Annotated in this window: 19 protein-coding genes; 9 read left to right on the top strand and 10 right to left on the bottom strand. The window is 65.9% G+C overall.

The window, feature by feature from the left end:
- Positions 1-51 precede the first annotated feature (51 nt).
- Together LX81_RS04415 and LX81_RS04410 are read left to right on the top strand one after the other, a co-directional pair.
- The gene (locus LX81_RS04415; RefSeq protein ID WP_111536370.1) at positions 52-1,287 is read left to right on the top strand and encodes a putative DNA modification/repair radical SAM protein; all 1,236 of its coding nucleotides are present in this window, start codon (positions 52-54) and stop codon (positions 1,285-1,287) included.
- Entirely contained in the window at positions 1,288-2,733 is a 1,446-nt protein-coding gene (locus LX81_RS04410; RefSeq protein WP_111536090.1) for a UdgX family uracil-DNA binding protein, read from the top strand.
- On the opposite strand, the gene LX81_RS04405 is transcribed toward LX81_RS04410, so the two are convergent.
- From LX81_RS04405 to LX81_RS04390, 4 genes are all read right to left on the bottom strand, one after another.
- Positions 2,730-3,122 carry a type II toxin-antitoxin system death-on-curing family toxin gene (locus LX81_RS04405; protein ID WP_272939471.1) on the bottom strand — a complete coding sequence of 131 codons (393 nt, stop codon included), beginning with the start codon at positions 3,120-3,122 and terminating at the stop codon, positions 2,730-2,732. The genes LX81_RS04410 and LX81_RS04405 overlap by 4 nt on opposite strands.
- Positions 3,119-3,343 (bottom strand): AbrB/MazE/SpoVT family DNA-binding domain-containing protein, encoded by a 225-nt coding sequence (locus tag LX81_RS04400; RefSeq protein ID WP_111536089.1) that lies wholly within the window; start codon positions 3,341-3,343, stop codon positions 3,119-3,121. Before LX81_RS04400 ends, LX81_RS04405 begins: the two co-directional genes overlap by 4 nt.
- 60 nt (positions 3,344-3,403) lie before the next feature.
- Complete coding sequence (ychF, locus tag LX81_RS04395; RefSeq protein ID WP_111536088.1) at positions 3,404-4,501, bottom strand: redox-regulated ATPase YchF; 1,098 nt, start codon at positions 4,499-4,501, stop codon at positions 3,404-3,406.
- A 64-nt stretch (positions 4,502-4,565) separates the two neighbouring features.
- Complete coding sequence (locus tag LX81_RS04390) at positions 4,566-4,757, bottom strand: hypothetical protein (RefSeq protein ID WP_111536368.1); 192 nt, start codon at positions 4,755-4,757, stop codon at positions 4,566-4,568.
- An 82-nt stretch (positions 4,758-4,839) separates the two neighbouring features.
- Here LX81_RS04390 and trpA point away from each other — a divergent pair, with 82 nt between their 5' ends.
- The 7 genes from trpA to LX81_RS04355 all read left to right on the top strand — a co-directional run bounded on the left by trpA (position 4,840) and on the right by LX81_RS04355 (position 9,850).
- Positions 4,840-5,631 carry a tryptophan synthase subunit alpha gene (gene trpA, locus LX81_RS04385; protein WP_111536087.1) on the top strand — a complete coding sequence of 264 codons (792 nt, stop codon included), beginning with the start codon at positions 4,840-4,842 and terminating at the stop codon, positions 5,629-5,631.
- Positions 5,632-5,784: 153 nt separating this feature from the next.
- Entirely contained in the window at positions 5,785-6,453 is a 669-nt protein-coding gene (locus tag LX81_RS04380) for a 50S ribosomal protein L25/general stress protein Ctc (protein WP_111536367.1), read from the top strand.
- Positions 6,454-6,637: 184 nt separating this feature from the next.
- Positions 6,638-7,726, top strand: coding sequence for a PAS domain-containing protein (locus tag LX81_RS04375; protein ID WP_111536086.1), 1,089 nt, complete (start codon positions 6,638-6,640; stop codon positions 7,724-7,726).
- The gene (locus LX81_RS04370; RefSeq protein ID WP_111536085.1) at positions 7,723-8,109 is read left to right on the top strand and encodes a response regulator; all 387 of its coding nucleotides are present in this window, start codon (positions 7,723-7,725) and stop codon (positions 8,107-8,109) included. Before LX81_RS04375 ends, LX81_RS04370 begins: the two co-directional genes overlap by 4 nt.
- A gap of 54 nt (positions 8,110-8,163) precedes the next feature.
- Positions 8,164-8,838, top strand: a complete 675-nt coding sequence (gene pth / locus LX81_RS04365) for an aminoacyl-tRNA hydrolase (RefSeq protein WP_111536084.1) — start codon at positions 8,164-8,166, stop codon at positions 8,836-8,838.
- Positions 8,839-8,882: 44 nt separating this feature from the next.
- Positions 8,883-9,272 carry a DUF2237 family protein gene (locus tag LX81_RS04360; protein WP_111536083.1) on the top strand — a complete coding sequence of 130 codons (390 nt, stop codon included), beginning with the start codon at positions 8,883-8,885 and terminating at the stop codon, positions 9,270-9,272.
- Positions 9,269-9,850, top strand: a complete 582-nt coding sequence (locus LX81_RS04355) for a DUF4893 domain-containing protein (protein WP_170133846.1) — start codon at positions 9,269-9,271, stop codon at positions 9,848-9,850. The genes LX81_RS04360 and LX81_RS04355 overlap by 4 nt, the downstream gene beginning before the upstream one ends.
- A 9-nt stretch (positions 9,851-9,859) precedes the next feature.
- On the opposite strand, the gene trpB is transcribed toward LX81_RS04355, so the two are convergent.
- From trpB to rpsA, 6 genes are all read right to left on the bottom strand, one after another.
- Entirely contained in the window at positions 9,860-11,092 is a 1,233-nt protein-coding gene (gene trpB, locus LX81_RS04350) for a tryptophan synthase subunit beta (protein WP_111536081.1), read from the bottom strand.
- A 22-nt stretch (positions 11,093-11,114) separates the two neighbouring features.
- Entirely contained in the window at positions 11,115-11,564 is a 450-nt protein-coding gene (locus tag LX81_RS04345; protein WP_111536080.1) for a GNAT family N-acetyltransferase, read from the bottom strand.
- Positions 11,561-12,205, bottom strand: a complete 645-nt coding sequence (locus tag LX81_RS04340; RefSeq protein WP_111536079.1) for a phosphoribosylanthranilate isomerase — start codon at positions 12,203-12,205, stop codon at positions 11,561-11,563. Before LX81_RS04340 ends, LX81_RS04345 begins: the two co-directional genes overlap by 4 nt.
- A gap of 5 nt (positions 12,206-12,210) precedes the next feature.
- Positions 12,211-12,570, bottom strand: a complete 360-nt coding sequence (locus LX81_RS04335; protein ID WP_111536078.1) for a LapA family protein — start codon at positions 12,568-12,570, stop codon at positions 12,211-12,213.
- A gap of 7 nt (positions 12,571-12,577) precedes the next feature.
- Positions 12,578-12,859 (bottom strand): integration host factor subunit beta, encoded by a 282-nt coding sequence (gene ihfB / locus LX81_RS04330; RefSeq protein WP_111536077.1) that lies wholly within the window; start codon positions 12,857-12,859, stop codon positions 12,578-12,580.
- Positions 12,860-13,278: 419 nt separating this feature from the next.
- Positions 13,279-15,117, bottom strand: a complete 1,839-nt coding sequence (gene rpsA / locus LX81_RS04325) for a 30S ribosomal protein S1 (protein ID WP_272939470.1) — start codon at positions 15,115-15,117, stop codon at positions 13,279-13,281.
- Positions 15,118-15,130 lie beyond the last annotated feature (13 nt).

Raw genomic sequence — 15,130 nt, 5'->3', positions numbered from 1 at the left:
TCGCGATGTTCCACGCTTGTTCCAATCCCTGCGCCGCTCTATATCCTCAAGATGGGTAAGCATGATCTCCGCCAGAAGCTGGCGATCCTTTCGGATGCGGCGAAATACGACGCCTCCTGCGCGTCTTCGGGCACGGCGAAGCGGTCGTCGCGGGACGGATCGGGCATTGGGTCGACGGAAGGCTCCGGCATCTGCCATGCCTACGCGCCGGACGGGCGATGCATCAGCCTTCTGAAGATCCTGATGACGAACTTCTGCATCTACGACTGCGCCTACTGCGTGAACCGGGTGAGCTCGAACATCGAACGGGCGCGGTTCACCCCCGACGAGATCGTCACGCTGACGCTCGAATTCTATCGCCGCAACTACATCGAGGGGCTGTTCCTGTCGTCGGGCATCATCCGCTCGCCCGATGCGACGATGGCCGACATGGTGCAGGTCGTCCGGACCCTGCGTGAGACGCATAATTTCCGCGGCTACATCCACCTCAAGACCATTCCCGACGCCGATCCCCTCCTGATCGAGGAGGCGGGAAAACATGCCGACAGGCTGTCGATGAACGTCGAGCTGCCGACCGATGCCAGCGTGAAGCAATACGCGCCGGAAAAGGATCCGGCGACGATCCGCAAGGCGATGGCGAAGGTGAGGCTCTCGAAGGAGGCCGCCGGGGAGAAGAGCCATTCCGGCAAGCGGCCCGCGCGTTTCGCGCCCGCCGGGCAATCGACGCAGATGATCATCGGGGCGGACGCCTCCACCGACGCGACGATCCTGGGGCAATCGACCCGGCTCTATTCCTCCTACAAGCTGAAGCGGGTCTATTACTCCGCCTTCTCGCCCATTCCGGACGCCACCGCCGCGCTGCCGCTCATCCGTCCGCCGCTCGAACGGGAGCATCGGCTCTACCAGGCGGACTGGCTTCTGAGGTTCTACGGGTTCGGGCTGGAGGAGATCACCGGGGCGACGAAGGACGGCAATCTCGATCTGCAGATCGATCCGAAGCTCGCCTGGGCGCTCGCCAACCGGCACCACTTCCCGCTCGATGTGAACCGCGCGCCACGCGAGATGCTCCTGCGGGTACCGGGGTTCGGGGTGAAGAGCGTCGACCGGATCGTCGCGACCCGGCGGCATCGTTCGCTGCGCTACGAGGACCTGACGCGGATGGGGGCGAACCTGAAGAAGGCGCGCGCCTTCGTGACGGTCCGCGGCTGGACGCCCGGGGCGCTCACCGACAGCGCCGATCTGCGCGCGCGCTTCGCGCCGCCGCCCGAACAGCTGGCGCTCTTCTAGATGCGGCGCGTCGCGCTGCCGCGCCTCGGCACCGCCGCGGCCTGGCGGAACGCGGCGCGCGGCTGTCTCGCCGCGTCGATCCCGCCGGAGGACCTGGTCTGGAGCTACGACGGGGCGGACGGCGATCTATTTTCTGCGCTGGCGGAACCGGCGCCCATGGAGGGAACGGTGAGCGTTCCGAAGAGCTTCGTTCCGCTCGCCGAGACGGTCTGCTGGCACGAGGATCCGGAACGCTTCGCCCGGCTCTATGCGTTTCTCTGGCGGCTCCGGGGGCATCCCGCGCTCATGGCCGATCGCGGGGATGCGGGGCTCGCGCGGCTGAGGGAAATGGAGAAGGCCGTGCGGCGCGACATCCACAAGATGCGCGCCTTCCTGCGGTTCCGGGAGATCGACGGCCTGGGTGCGCGACGCCGCTTCGCCGCCTGGTTCGAGCCCACCCATCATATCGCGGAGCCGAACGCACCCTTTTTCGCGCGGCGCTTCGGCGACATGGACTGGGTGATCCAGACACCCGATCTGCAGGTCACCTTCACCGAGGGCGAGATCGCCTTCGGGCCGGGAGCTGCGAAGCCGCCCCTGCCCGAGGATGCGACAGAAGCGCTCTGGTCCACCTATTTCCGGAACATCTTCAATCCCGCGCGCCTCAAGGTGAAGGCGATGCAGGCGGAGATGCCGAAGAAATACTGGAAGAACATGCCCGAGGCGGCGGCGATCCCCGAACTCATCGCGGGCGCCGCCGCGCGCGCCCGGGCGATGCAGGAGGCCGCGCCGACCCTCGCCCCGGCTCGCGCGGCCAGGATCAAGGAGAGATTGCCGATGCCCGGATTGCTGCCCGACGACGCCCCCGAGGCGGACACGCTCGACGCGCTTCGCGTCGAGGCCCAGGGCTGCACGCGCTGCCCGCTCTACCGCGACGCGACGCAGGTGGTGATGGGCGAAGGCCCGCCCGACGCGCCGCTTATGGTCGTGGGCGAGCAGCCCGGCGATCAGGAGGATCTCGCCGGACGGCCCTTCGTCGGCCCCGCGGGACAGCTCTTCGACCAGATCGCCGAGGAGGCGGGGCTCGACCGATCAAGGGCTTACGTGACGAATGCGGTCAAGCACTTCAAGTTCACCCCGCGCGGCAAGCGACGCATCCACCAAAAACCCGACGCGGGCGAGGTCGCGGCCTGCCGCTGGTGGGTGGAGGCGGAGCGGGAACTCCTGCGCCCCAAGCTGATCCTCGCCATGGGCGCCACGGCGGCGGCGAGCGTCACCGGGCAAGGCGCGGGCATCATGAAGCGGCGCGGCACGTTCGAGCAGACGGAGGACGGCACGCCCGTGCTCCTCACGCTGCATCCATCCTACCTGCTCAGGGTGCCGAACGAGGCGGCGAAAGCGGCGGCCACGCGGGATTTCCGCGCGGACCTGGAACTCGCGGCGGCGCGGATTGCGGAACTCGCCTAGAGCGCGGATACGCCCCCGCGAAGCCAGGCGGCGAACTCGGCCTCCGGAACCGTGCCTTCGGCGAGGCCTTCCATCATGCGAACCACGTCGGCGTCCGGCGCGTGGAAATCCTGTCCGTTCGTGTAAAGAAACACGAACGCCGCCTGAAACGCCGTGCGCTTGTTGCCGTCGATGAAGGCATGCGCCTTGGCGATCCCGAACGCATAGGCAGCGGCCATTTCGCAGAGATCGGGCGCCCCGTATGCCCAGAGATTGAGCGGTCGGGCGCATCCCATCTCCAGAAGGGCCACGTCGCGCAGGCCGGGCGTCCCGCCATGGCGGGAGATCATGCGGTCGTGGATCGCACGGATGGCCGGGAGCGGGACCCAGTTGGGCCCGTCCCGTTTCACGCCAGCGCGTCCATCGCCTTGCTGAAGCGTTTCGCGCCGATCTCCGCCGCATCCATCGCCGCGGCGAAGTCGTCGTCGTGGCGGCGCACGGCGAGCGAGCCGTCATCGGTGCGCACGAGATAGACCGTGTCGCCCTCCGCCGCGTCGAGCACGGCGAGCGCTTCCTTCGACAGCGTGATGACGGCGGAATTGCCGACCTTGCGGATCCGGGTCTCGAACATGGGAACCTCCGACGGTATATACGGATGTGGTGTATATACGATCGTGTGTGACGTCAAGTCTCAGGCGTTGAAGAGGAAGTGCAGCACGTCGCCATCCTTGACCTCGTAGGCCTTGCCCTCGACGCGCATCTTGCCCGCCTCCTTCGCGCCCGCCTCGCCGCCGAGCGCCACGTAATCCTTGTAGGCCGTCGTCTCCGCACGGATGAAGCCGCGCTCGAAGTCTCCGTGGATCACGCCCGCGGCTTGGGGGGCCTTCGTGCCCTCCGGGATCGTCCAGGCCCGTGCCTCCTTCGGACCGACGGTGAAATAGGTCTGTAGACCCAGAAGGGCGTAGCCCGCACGGATCAGCCGGTCGAGCCCCGCCTCCTCGAGGCCGAGCTCGGCGAGAAACTCCGCCGCTTCCTCGGGAGAGAGCTGCGCGAGTTCCTCCTCGATCTGGGCGGAGATGACGATGGACCCGGCCCCGTCGGCCTCGGCCATCTCGGCGACGCGGGCAGATAGCGCATTGCCCTCCGCCGCCTCGTCCTCGGCCACGTTGCAGACGTAGAGGATGGGCTTCGCGGTCAGGAGCTGCAGCATCCGCCAGGCCTTCGCATCCTCCTCGGACACCGTGACTGTGCGCGCCGGACGACCCTCCGCGAGCGCGGCCTGCGCGTCCTTCAGGAGACGTTCCTGCTGAACGGCTTCCTTGTCGCCGCCGCGCACCTTGCGCACGAGGCCCTGCAGACGTTTCTCGACCGATTCGAGATCGGCCAGCATCAGCTCCGTCTCGATCGTGGCGGCGTCGGCCACGGGATCGACGCGCCCCTCCACATGGGTCACGTCGTCATCCTCGAAGCAGCGCAGCACATGGGCCACGGCATCGCATTCGCGGATGTTGGCGAGAAACTGGTTGCCGAGCCCCTCCCCCTTGGAGGCACCCTTCACGAGCCCCGCAATATCCACGAAGGTCATCCGCGTGGGCACGATCTGCTTCGACTTCGCGATCTCCGCGAGGGCGGCCAGGCGCGCGTCCGGAACCGCGACCTCGCCGACGTTCGGCTCGATCGTGCAGAACGGGAAATTGGCCGCCTGCGCCGCGGCGGTGCGGGTCAGCGCGTTGAAGAGGGTGGACTTGCCGACATTCGGCAGACCCACGATGCCCATCTTGAATCCCATGATCGCGCCCTCCTGTTCGGCGAGCGCGTTCTAGGGACAGGTCGCGCGGGACGCAAGCGGACGCTCAGCGCACCCGTCTGTCGGCATGGGCCTGATAGATCAGGATCCACGCCAGGACGATGAACATCGGATGGGTGAGGCCGCCCGAGAAGATGATGGCGGGAACCCAGATAATGAACGTGATGATGGCAACGAAGATCCGGCCCGTGAGCAGGATCGAGAGCGGGGGCAGGAAGAGCGCGAGTACATAATTCATGAGGCATAGATAGGAAGGCCGCGGCCATTGAACAATCCTGTCCGCCACGCCAAAGACGGAACGCGTCAGACCGGAGGATCCCATGAGCCGCATCGCCAAACGCTTCGCCGATCTGCAGCGGGAGGGCCGCAAGGCCTTCGTCAGCTACGTGATGGCGGGCGATCCCGACTACGACCGTTCCCTCGCCGTGCTGACGGGCTTGCCCGAGGCCGGCGTCGACGTCATCGAGCTCGGCCTGCCCTTCACCGATCCGATGGCCGACGGGGAGACGATCCAGCTCGCCGGCCAGCGGGCGCTCGCCTCTGGCCAGACCCTCGAGCGGACGCTCGAGATGGTGCGGGATTTCCGCACGCGGGACGAGGCGACGCCGATCGTGCTCATGGGGTATTACAACCCGATCTATTCCCGGGGCGTCGCGCGGTTTCTGCACGAGGCCAAGACGGCGGGGATCGACGGGCTCATAATCGTCGACCTGCCGCCGGAGGAGGACGAGGAGCTCTGCCTCCCGGCGCTCGAGGCGGGGATCGACTTCATCCGCCTCGCCACGCCGACGACGGACGACAAGCGCCTGCCGCGCGTGCTCGAGAACACGTCGGGCTTCGTCTACTACGTCTCGATCACCGGGATCACCGGGGCGGCGGCGGCGAGTGCGGCGGATGTTGGTCCGGAGGTCGCGCGGATCAAGGCATCGACCGACCTGCCCGTGGTCGTGGGTTTCGGCATCCGCACGCCGGAAGTGGCAAGGGAGATCGCCGGGGTCGCCGACGGCTGCGTGGTCGGATCGGCGATCGTGGCGGAGATCGGACAGGGCAAGCCGCCCGAAGACGTGCTGGCCTTCGTGCGCAGCCTCGCCGAAGGCGCCCATAACGCCTGACGGCCGCTCCGCCCCGAGGGACGCACGGAACGGGCGCGATGCCGCACCCCCGGGGGCTTCCCATGCCGCCGACTTTATCCTATACGCCCGCATCCGCGCGGACACCCTTGGAGGCCGCGCGGTTTTTTTTCGTATCTCATGAGGACCATCGATATGGCCGGCGAAACACCAGACATCATCGCCATGGAACGGACGGGGACAGGCAAGGGGGCCGCCCGTCAAGCCCGCAGGGACAATCTCGTCCCGGGCGTCGTCTATGGCGGCGGGAGCGATCCCGTCACGATCAACCTCCCCTACAACGAGCTCCTGAAGAAGCTGAAGGCCGGGCGGTTCCTCGCCACGCTCTTCAACCTCAAGGTCGAGGGCCACGAGGACGTGCGGGTCATCTGCCGCAGCGTCCAGCGCGACGTGGTGAAGGACCTGCCCACGCACGTGGATTTCATGCGCCTGCGCCGCACGAGCCGCGTGAGCCTCTACATCCCCGTGGAGATCGCCGGCGAGGAAGAGAGCCCAGGGCTCAAGGCCGGGGGCGTGCTGACGATGGTGCGGCCGGAAGTCGAACTGCGCTGCACGGCCGGCGACATCCCCGAAAAGATCGTGGGCGACATTTCGTCGCTCGAGATCGGGGACACGCTAACCATCTCGATGGTCGACCTTCCGAAGGGCACGCGCCCGACGATCGACCGCGACTTCGTCATCGCCAACATCCAGGCGCCGTCCGGCCTTGCATCGCAGAAGGACGACGAGGAAGACGTCGCTCCCGACGAGGTGCCGAGCACGGAGATGGGACCGCCCGACGGCGAAGGGAACGAGGAAGCCTGATCGTCGTTTGACGATCGGGCGGCCGGTGCGCCTCGTCGCACCGGCCGCCTTGCGACGATCCCCTGCGCGGTCCCCCGAAGGCGATCGCCGGGTGGCGAGAATGAAAGGTAGCTCTATCTCTCAACCTAAGGTAGAGTAGTTTGCGAGCGTGGTTCGCCATGCCGCTGAAAGTAACTGGAAGTAGATGACCGACGAGCCGCACGAGACGACCCCCCCGACAGGCAGTCAGGCATCGATGGTTTTCGACGACAGTCCGAACCGCTTCCGTGCCTCCAACGTCGAACAGAAGTTCGACGGAGCGTCGGGCGTCCTCTTCGAGCAGGCGATGGCGCAGACGCGGATGGCGATCGTTCTGGCCGATCCCGCGCAGGAGGACATGCCAATCGTCTTCGTCAACCGCGCCTTCACGGAGTTGACGGGGTACAGCGAGGACGAGGTTGTAGGCAAGAATTGCCGGTTCCTTCAGGGAGAGAAGAGCGATCCGGCGGTGGTCGCGCGGATCCGGCAGGCGCTCGAATCCGAGGACGTCGTCGTGGTCGAGCTTCTGAACTACCGCAGGGACGGAACGCCCTTCTGGAATGCCCTGCACCTGGGGCCGATCTACAGCACCGAGGGCAAGCTGCTCTACTATTTCGGCTCGCAATGGGACGTGAGCGACGTCCGTGCCGCCCGGGCGGAAGAGCAGCACGCGAAGATGATGGCCCGCGAGCTCAGTCACCGTATGAAGAACATGTTCGCCGTGATCGGCGGACTCATCACCGTGACCGGTCGGACCAAGAACATCCGGGAGGAAGCCGCAGAGATCAACGACCGGATTCGTGCGCTTGGTCGCGCCTTCGAGACGACGCTCGACGAGGCGTCGCGGGGCTCGGTCGAACTTGAACCGGCTGTGAAAGCGGTGCTCACACCCTATGATCCGGATGGCAACCGCATCCGCTTCGAGGGAGAGAGCCTGCGTGTCGATCCGAACGTAATTTCCACGGTGGGCCTTGCGATGCACGAACTGGCGACGAATGCGATCAAGCACGGGGCTCTGCGAGAGCAGACGGGCGAGATCACGCTGAAATGGGTCGCCCAAGCCGATGACGGCCTCGAATTCGTCTGGCGGGAATCGGGAGGGCCGACGATCGAAAAACCGGAATGCGGGGTTGGCTCGGGCCTCGGCATCATCGACAACCTGCTGAAGACCGTCGGCGGATCGCTGGAACACGATTGGCAACCCGGCGGCTTCGTCGCGCGCATCAGTTTCCCCCACCACGGCCGCGCCTCATGAGTGCGACGAATGGGAACGCTGCACCGGTCATCCTGATACTCGAAGACGAAGCGATGATCCTTCTGGAGATGTCCTTCGCGATCGAGGATCATGGCGCGGAAGCCATCCAGGCACCGAGCGTCCGGTCCGCCCTCGAGGCGATAGAGAAGGCGCGCCCCGATGCCGCGATCCTCGACGTGAACTTGGGGCGGAACACGACCTGCGAAGCGGTCGCGACGCGCCTGGGGGAGCTGAACGTGCCTTTCGTCCTCCATTCAGGTGATCTCGTGCGACAGGGCGAACTCATCGCGCGGATCGGAGCCGAGGTCATTCCGAAGCCCTCGTCCAGCGATCACGTCGCCAGCCGGGCCATAGCGCTTGCGCGGGAAACCCGCGAAACCTGAGCCCTCATGCCCCGGGTTCTGGATTACCGCGGACAGCCATCGTAAGGTCCCGCCATGCTTCTACTCTCAGGTCTCGGAAATCCCGGCGCAAAATACGCGCGCCAACGCCACAACATCGGCTTCATGGCGATCGACCGGATCGCCGCCGATCACGGGTTCCCGACGTTCCGCGCCAAGTTCCAGGGGGAAATCTCCGAGGGGCGGATCGGGACCGAGAAGGTGGTGCTCCTGAAACCCTCGACCTTCATGAACAATTCCGGGCAATCGGTCGGGGAGGCGATGCGCTTCCACAAGCTCGCACCCGAGGAAATCGTCGTCTTCCACGACGAGATCGACCTCGCCCCCGGCAAGCTCAAGACGAAGACGGGCGGCGGGCATGCCGGCCACAACGGGCTGCGCTCGCTGCATCAGCATATCGGACCAGACTATCGCCGCGTCCGTATGGGCGTGGGCCACCCCGGTCACAAGGATCGCGTCCCGGGCTACGTCCTCCACGATTTCGCAAAGGCAGACGAGGCCTGGCTCGACGACATGCTCCGCGGCATCTCCGACGGGGCGGAGGCGCTGGCGCGGGGCGACCTGGCGGCCTTCTCGAACGCCGTCGCTCTCCGTCTCTCGCCGCAGCGACCGCACTCCTCTCCCACGCCGGAGGCGAAGGCCGTGCCCGCCCCGGAAGAGGCCTCCGATCCGCGCAGTCCGATCGAGAAGCTGATCGACCGCTTCCGCTAGGCCGCAGGCTGGACGCGGCGCCGGCCGGGATCTAGGTTCGGCACATGGAAAAGCTCCCTGCCCTCAACGTCCGAAACGCGGCGCTATCGCCCTGCTCGAACGACCCGGTGACCGGGTTCTTCCGCGACGGCCATTGCAATACCTGCGCCGCCGATCAGGGCTTGCATACCGTCTGCGCGGTGATGACGGACGAGTTCCTCGCCTTGTCGAAGTATTTCGGCAACGATCTGAGCACCCCTCGCCCTGAGTTTCGCTTTCCCGGGCTCAAGGCCGGCGATCGCTGGTGTCTCTGCGCGGCGCGGTTCCTGCAGGCCCATGCGGAAGGCGCGGCGCCGCAGGTCGATCTCGACGCCACGCATCTGAGGGCGCTCGAGATCGTGCCCATGGAAATCCTGGAAACCTGCGCGATCGACGCGGACCCGGACGCATCGTGAGACGTCTCTGCATCGGCCTCTTCCTGGCCGTGGCTCTGCCCGCATTCGCACAGACCCCGCCCCTGCGTGACGCCGAGCGCGAGCGGCTCGATAGGTTCGAGGAGGCCGCGGGACGAGGCTTGCTGACGGCGTTTTCCGAAGGAATGACAGGCGAGATCGCGGCTCTGACCGGGGCGCTCTCGGGGCGGGCACGGACGCCGTCGCCGGAGGGCGACTGGTCGTGCCGGATGATCCGGATGGGTGAGCTCACCCCTCTCGTCGTCTTTGATCGGTTCACCTGCCGGATCGGCAGGATCAGCGCCACCGAATGGCAATTCGACAAGCTCGACGGGTCGGAGCGGATGACGGGTATCATCGCCATCGAGGACGGGCGGGCCCTTTATCGCGGCGTCGGCTTCAGCGGCGACGGGCCGGAAATGACCTATGCCGAACTACCCGAACGCCAGGATATGCTGGACCTCGGCCGGGCGATTCCGCAAGTCGCGGTATTCGAGCAGACGGGGGGCGGCGCCGCGCGGCTGATGTTCCCCTATCCGTTTCTCGAGGGGACGTTCGACGTGCTCGAACTCACGCGGTAATGGCGCCGGTCAGCCCGGCGCCTCCATCGCCTCTCCGAACGCCTTGGCCACCGTGAAAATGTCCTTGTCGCCCCGGCCGCACATGTTCATGCAGATGATGTGGTCGCGCGGCAGGTCCGGGGCGATCTTCATCACGTGGGCAAGCGCGTGGCAGGGTTCGAGCGCGGGGATGATCCCCTCCATCGCGCAGCAGAGCTCGAACGCCCCGAGCGCTTCCCGGTCGGTGATCGCCACGTATTTCGCGCGCCCGATCTCGTGGAGCCAGGCATGCTCCGGACCGATCCCGGGATAGTCGAGCCCCGCGGAGATCGAGAACCCTTCTAGGATCTGTCCGTCGTCGTCCTGCAGCAGATAGGTGCGGTTGCCATGCAGCACGCCGGGCCGTCCGCCGGTGAGCGACGCGCAATGCTCCATCTTGGCATCGACCCCCTTGCCGCCAGCCTCCACCCCAATGATTGCGACCTCCTTGTCGTCGAGGAAGGGATAGAAGAGGCCCATCGCGTTCGACCCGCCGCCGATCGCCGCGATGATCGTGTCGGGCAGGCGCCCTTCGGCCTCCTTCATCTGCGTCTTCGTCTCCTGGCCGATGATGGCTTGGAAGTCGCGCACCATCGCCGGGTAGGGATGCGGCCCCGCAACCGTGCCGATGCAGTAGAACGTGTCGCGCACGTTCGTCACCCAATCGCGCAACGCGTCGTTCATCGCATCCTTGAGCGTACCGCGGCCAGAGGTGACCGGCACCACTTCGGCGCCGAGGAGCTTCATGCGGAACACGTTGGGCTTCTGCCGCTCGCAATCATGCGCGCCCATATAGACGACGCATTTGAGCCCGAACTTCGCGCAGACGGTCGCCGTCGCCACCCCGTGCTGGCCCGCCCCCGTCTCCGCGATGATGCGGGTCTTGCCCATGCGCCGGGCGAGGATGATCTGGCCCAGCACGTTGTTGATCTTGTGCGCGCCGGTATGGTTCAGCTCGTCACGCTTCATGTAGATCTTGGCGCCGCCCAGATGCTCCGTCAGCCGCTCGCAGTAATAGAGCGGGCTCGGACGGCCGACGTAGTGGGTCCAGAGATAGTGCATCTCGTCCCAGAAGCTCTGGTCGGTCTTGGCACGCTCGTATTGCGCCTCGAGCTCAAGGATCAGGGGCATCAGCGTCTCGCTGACGAAGCGGCCCCCGAAATCGCCGAACCGGCCCTTCTCGTCCGGGCCTGTCATGAAGCTGTTGAAGAGGTCGTTGGCCATGCCTGCGCCTTTCGCGGACGGTTCAATCCAGTGCGCGTTTAAAGCCGATATGGGAGGCGGTAAAGCCGTGCCGCTCGTAGAAGCTGCGCGCGCGTCCGCGCGATACGTCGCTCGTGAGCTGGAGGAGCCGGCATCCCGCCGCGCGCGCCCGCGCCTCCGCGTCCGCGAGAAGCGCCGCGCCGAGCCCGCCGCCGCGCGCGTCTGACGCGACCCGCACCGCCTCGATCTGCGCCCGCCGCGCGGCTTGGCGCGAGAGCCCGGAGATAACCGTGATCTGGTAGGTCGCGACGATCCGACCGTCCCGTTCCGCGACGATGATCTCATTCGCGGCTTCGGATGCCATCGCGTCGAAGGCCGCGAGATACGGGGTGAGGTCGCTGCTCTCCCGTCCGGCGCCGAGGGTGTCCTCACTCAGAAGTGTGACGATCCGCTCGATATCCTCCCGGCGCGCGGTGCGGAAACGGAGGCTCACGGCTCCATCGCCGCGGAGCAGAACGCGCGGATCCTCTCGCCGTCCTTCAGTCCCGGAGCGCTTTCGACCCCGGAGCTGACATCGACCTGCCGTGCGCCGGTAAGCCGAATCGCCTCTCCGACGTTCTCGGGCGTCAGTCCGCCGGCGAGCATCCAGGGCGTGGACCAGCGCCGGCCTGCAAGGAGGTGCCAGTCGAAGGCGACACCATTGCCGCCGGGCAGCTTCGCTTCCGGATTCGGCTTGGCGTCGACGAGGATCTGGTCTGCGGCCCGGCCGTATTCCTCAAGCGCGGCAAGGTCGGATTCTCCCGCGATCCCCAAGGCCTTCATCACCGGCAACCCGAATCGCGCGCGGATGTCGGCGACCCGCTCCGGGGTCTCCGATCCGTGGAGTTGCAGCATGTCGAGGGGGACGCGGTCCAGGAGCCGGTCGAGAAAAGCGTCGTCGGCATCGACCGTAAGCGCGACCTTGCACGGGCCGGGCGGCACGGATCCCGCCATGAAGGACGCGGCCTCGAGCGCGAGATTCCGGGGCGAGCGGTCGAAGAAAACGAATCCCAGATAGGCGGCACCGGCCATCAGCGCGGCCGGGATGTCGGACGTTTCCGTCAGGCCACAGATCTTGACGCGGATTCCGTTCATCCCGGTCAACGGGGGACGCTGCCATCCTCGAGCAGGGCCAGGACGTCGTCCTGCTTGCCGCGGCGCTGCGCGCGCAATTCGGTCACTTCACGACGCAGGGATTCCTTCTCCCGCCGTTCGGAACGGACCGCGGCGCGATATTTTCCCTCGCGGACGAATTCCCAGAAGAAGCCGATCAGCAGGCCCACGATCACCGCGCCAAGGACGACGACGAACATCGGCAGCGAAAGCTGCCACGACCAACCGAGGAAGCCCGACATCGCCTCCGGCAGGACCCTGAGCGTCACCATGTTCGCATTCGCCAGCGCCACGACGATGAGCAGAAGCGCAAGCAGAGCGAGAATCAGATATTTCACATAGGTCATCGGCGTCTCAATCCTCGTTCAGGCGGTCGCGCAGGAGCTTGCCGGTCTTGAAGAACGGCACGTGTTTCTCGTCTACCTGAACCGCGTCGCCGGTGCGAGGGTTTCGCCCGATCCGCGCGTCACGTTTCTTTACCGAAAACGCCCCGAACCCGCGCAGTTCCACGCGATCGCCCCGGGCCATGGCATCGATGATCTCCTCGAAGATCGTGCTGACGATCCGCTCGACGTCGCGCTGGAATAGATGGGGATTCTCATCCGCGATCCGCTGAACCAGTTCCGATCGGATCATGCCCTCGTCCTCCAACTCACGCCGCAACACCCATATCAATCTTCAAGGCCACGGCGACGGACTATACCCGCGTTTACCAATTCGGCAATCCGCGATTGGCTACATTCGTCCGTGTTTCGCTTCGCCTAAATCATTGTTCTCTAATCACCTTACCGGGCAAAAATGGTCGAAAGCGGGATGGGCGCCGACCATACCGGGGCATTCTTCCCGGGTTTTACGGTCGATTTCCAGAAAAAACCGATGCCGATGCCGACCGATCTTCGCCCTGCCCGCGGTGCCCGTCGTGCCTTCGGCAGGGCGCTCAGGGAGCGATGAGCGGTCTTTTGCCTGCAAATTCGCAGCACCCGCCCAAAAAGAAAGCCCCGCACGATTGGCGGGGCTTTCGAGATCGATGGCTGACGGGCGCGGAGCCCGCCGCGTCAATTGTCGGACTTGAGTGCCGCGCCGAGGATGTCGCCGAGGCTCGCACCGGAATCGGAGGATCCGTACTGCTCGACGGCCTCCTTCTCCTCGGCGATCTCGCGCGCCTTGATCGAAAGGCCCAGACGACGGGTCTTCTGATCCACGTTGGTCACACGGACATCGACCTTGTCGCCCACCTGGAACCGCTCCGGGCGCTGCTCGGACCGGTCGCGGCTGAGATCGGAGCGGCGGATGAAGGACTTGGCGCCCTCGTACTCCACCTCGATCCCGCCATCCTCGATCGACGTCACCGCGACGGTGATGATCGATCCGCGCTTCACGCCTTCCGTGGCACCGGTGAAGCTGTCGTCGAGTGCCTTGATCGAGAGGGAGATGCGCTCTTTCTCGACATCGACCTCGGTCACGATGGCCTGCACGACGTCGCCCTTCTGATAGGACTGGATCGCTTCCTCGCCGCGCATGTCCCAGCTCAGGTCGGACAGGTGCACCATGCCGTCGATATCGCCGTCGAGGCCCACGAAGAGGCCGAACTCGGTGATGTTCTTGACGTCACCCTCGACATGCGTGCCCTCGGGATGGGTCTCCGCGAAGATTTCCCACGGATTGCGCATGGTCTGCTTGAGACCGAGCGAGACGCGCCGCTTCTGCGTGTCGATCTCGAGAACCATGACCTCGACCTCCTGGGAGGTGGAGACGATCTTGCCCGGATGGACGTTCTTCTTCGTCCAGGACATCTCGGAGACGTGGACGAGACCCTCGACACCCGGCTCCAGCTCCACGAAAGCGCCGTAATCGGTGATGTTCGTGACCCGGCCCGTATGCGTTCCGCCGATCGGGAACTTGGCTTCGACCGTGTCCCACGGATCGTCCTGGAGCTGCTTCATGCCCAGCGAGATGCGGTGCGTCTCCTTGTTGATCTTGATCACCTGGACCTTGATGGTCTCGCCGATGGTCACGATCTCGGAGGGGTGGTTCACCCGGCGCCACGCCATGTCGGTCACGTGCAGCAGGCCATCGACGCCACCGAGATCGACGAAGGCGCCGTATTCGGTGATGTTCTTGACCACGCCGTCCACGGCCTGACCTTCGGCGAGGTTGGAGATGACCTCGGCCCGCTGCTCCGCCCGGCTCTCCTCGAGGATCGCACGGCGGGAGACGACGATGTTGCCGCGGCGGCGGTCCATCTTGAGGATCTGGAACGGCTGCTTGAGACCCATGAGCGGGCCCGCGTCGCGCACGGGGCGGACGTCGACCTGGGAGCCGGGCAGGAACGCCACGGCGCCGCCGAGATCGACGGTGAAGCCGCCCTTGACGCGGCCGAAGATCGCGCCCTCGACGCGGTTCTCGTCTGCATAGGCTTTCTCGAGACGGTCCCAGGCGGCCTCGCGACGGGCCATCTCGTGGGAGATCACGGCCTCGCCGCGCGCGTTCTCGACCTGGCGGAGATAGACCTCGACCTCGTCACCGACATTGATGTCGGCGGGCTGTCCGGGCTCCGCGAATTCCTTGAGCTCGACGCGGCCTTCCATCTTGTAGCCGACGTCGATGATGGCCTGGCCCGCCTCGATGGCGATGACCTTGCCCCTGACGACAGACCCTTCGTCGGGCGTGTCGATATCGAAGCTTTCGTTGAGGAGGGCTTCGAATTCCTCCATCGAGGTGTCTTTTGCCATGTGGCTTACGGATTCCTTTGGTTCATTATTCCGGCCGCGCGGTTGTCTCCGCCGGTCTTGCGATTTGGTCAGGTGGGTGGCCCAAACGGAGAAAGGGCCGGTGCGACCGACCCTGCCCGTTCGGGACTTGTGCCGCCCCTTCGACGCGAGCCTTCTAGACAAAAGCTCCCGACTT

It is taken from the genome of Palleronia aestuarii (genome assembly GCF_003253995.1).
GTDB classification, from domain to species: domain Bacteria; phylum Pseudomonadota; class Alphaproteobacteria; order Rhodobacterales; family Rhodobacteraceae; genus Palleronia; species Palleronia aestuarii.
This window is presented reverse-complemented; position numbering and strand designations above follow the sequence as displayed.

What these genes read in the sequence shown, in the direction of transcription:
- LX81_RS04360 (WP_111536083.1), top strand. Translation starts at nt 8,883, where the DNA reads ATGGAAAAGCTCCCTGCCCTCAACGTCCGAAACGCGGCGCTATCGCCC.
- LX81_RS04370 (WP_111536085.1), top strand. Translation starts at nt 7,723, where the DNA reads ATGAGTGCGACGAATGGGAACGCTGCACCGGTCATCCTGATACTCGAA.
- LX81_RS04415 (WP_111536370.1), top strand. Translation starts at nt 52, where the DNA reads ATGGGTAAGCATGATCTCCGCCAGAAGCTGGCGATCCTTTCGGATGCG.
- pth (WP_111536084.1), top strand. Translation starts at nt 8,164, where the DNA reads ATGCTTCTACTCTCAGGTCTCGGAAATCCCGGCGCAAAATACGCGCGC.
- LX81_RS04335 (WP_111536078.1), bottom strand. Translation starts at nt 12,570, where the DNA reads ATGACCTATGTGAAATATCTGATTCTCGCTCTGCTTGCGCTTCTGCTC.
- trpB (WP_111536081.1), bottom strand. Translation starts at nt 11,092, where the DNA reads ATGGCCAACGACCTCTTCAACAGCTTCATGACAGGCCCGGACGAGAAG.
- ihfB (WP_111536077.1), bottom strand. Translation starts at nt 12,859, where the DNA reads ATGATCCGATCGGAACTGGTTCAGCGGATCGCGGATGAGAATCCCCAT.
- LX81_RS04400 (WP_111536089.1), bottom strand. Translation starts at nt 3,343, where the DNA reads ATGTTCGAGACCCGGATCCGCAAGGTCGGCAATTCCGCCGTCATCACG.
- LX81_RS04390 (WP_111536368.1), bottom strand. Translation starts at nt 4,757, where the DNA reads ATGAATTATGTACTCGCGCTCTTCCTGCCCCCGCTCTCGATCCTGCTC.
- LX81_RS04375 (WP_111536086.1), top strand. Translation starts at nt 6,638, where the DNA reads ATGACCGACGAGCCGCACGAGACGACCCCCCCGACAGGCAGTCAGGCA.
- LX81_RS04340 (WP_111536079.1), bottom strand. Translation starts at nt 12,205, where the DNA reads ATGAACGGAATCCGCGTCAAGATCTGTGGCCTGACGGAAACGTCCGAC.
- trpA (WP_111536087.1), top strand. Translation starts at nt 4,840, where the DNA reads ATGAGCCGCATCGCCAAACGCTTCGCCGATCTGCAGCGGGAGGGCCGC.
- ychF (WP_111536088.1), bottom strand. Translation starts at nt 4,501, where the DNA reads ATGGGATTCAAGATGGGCATCGTGGGTCTGCCGAATGTCGGCAAGTCC.
- LX81_RS04380 (WP_111536367.1), top strand. Translation starts at nt 5,785, where the DNA reads ATGGCCGGCGAAACACCAGACATCATCGCCATGGAACGGACGGGGACA.
- LX81_RS04410 (WP_111536090.1), top strand. Translation starts at nt 1,288, where the DNA reads ATGCGGCGCGTCGCGCTGCCGCGCCTCGGCACCGCCGCGGCCTGGCGG.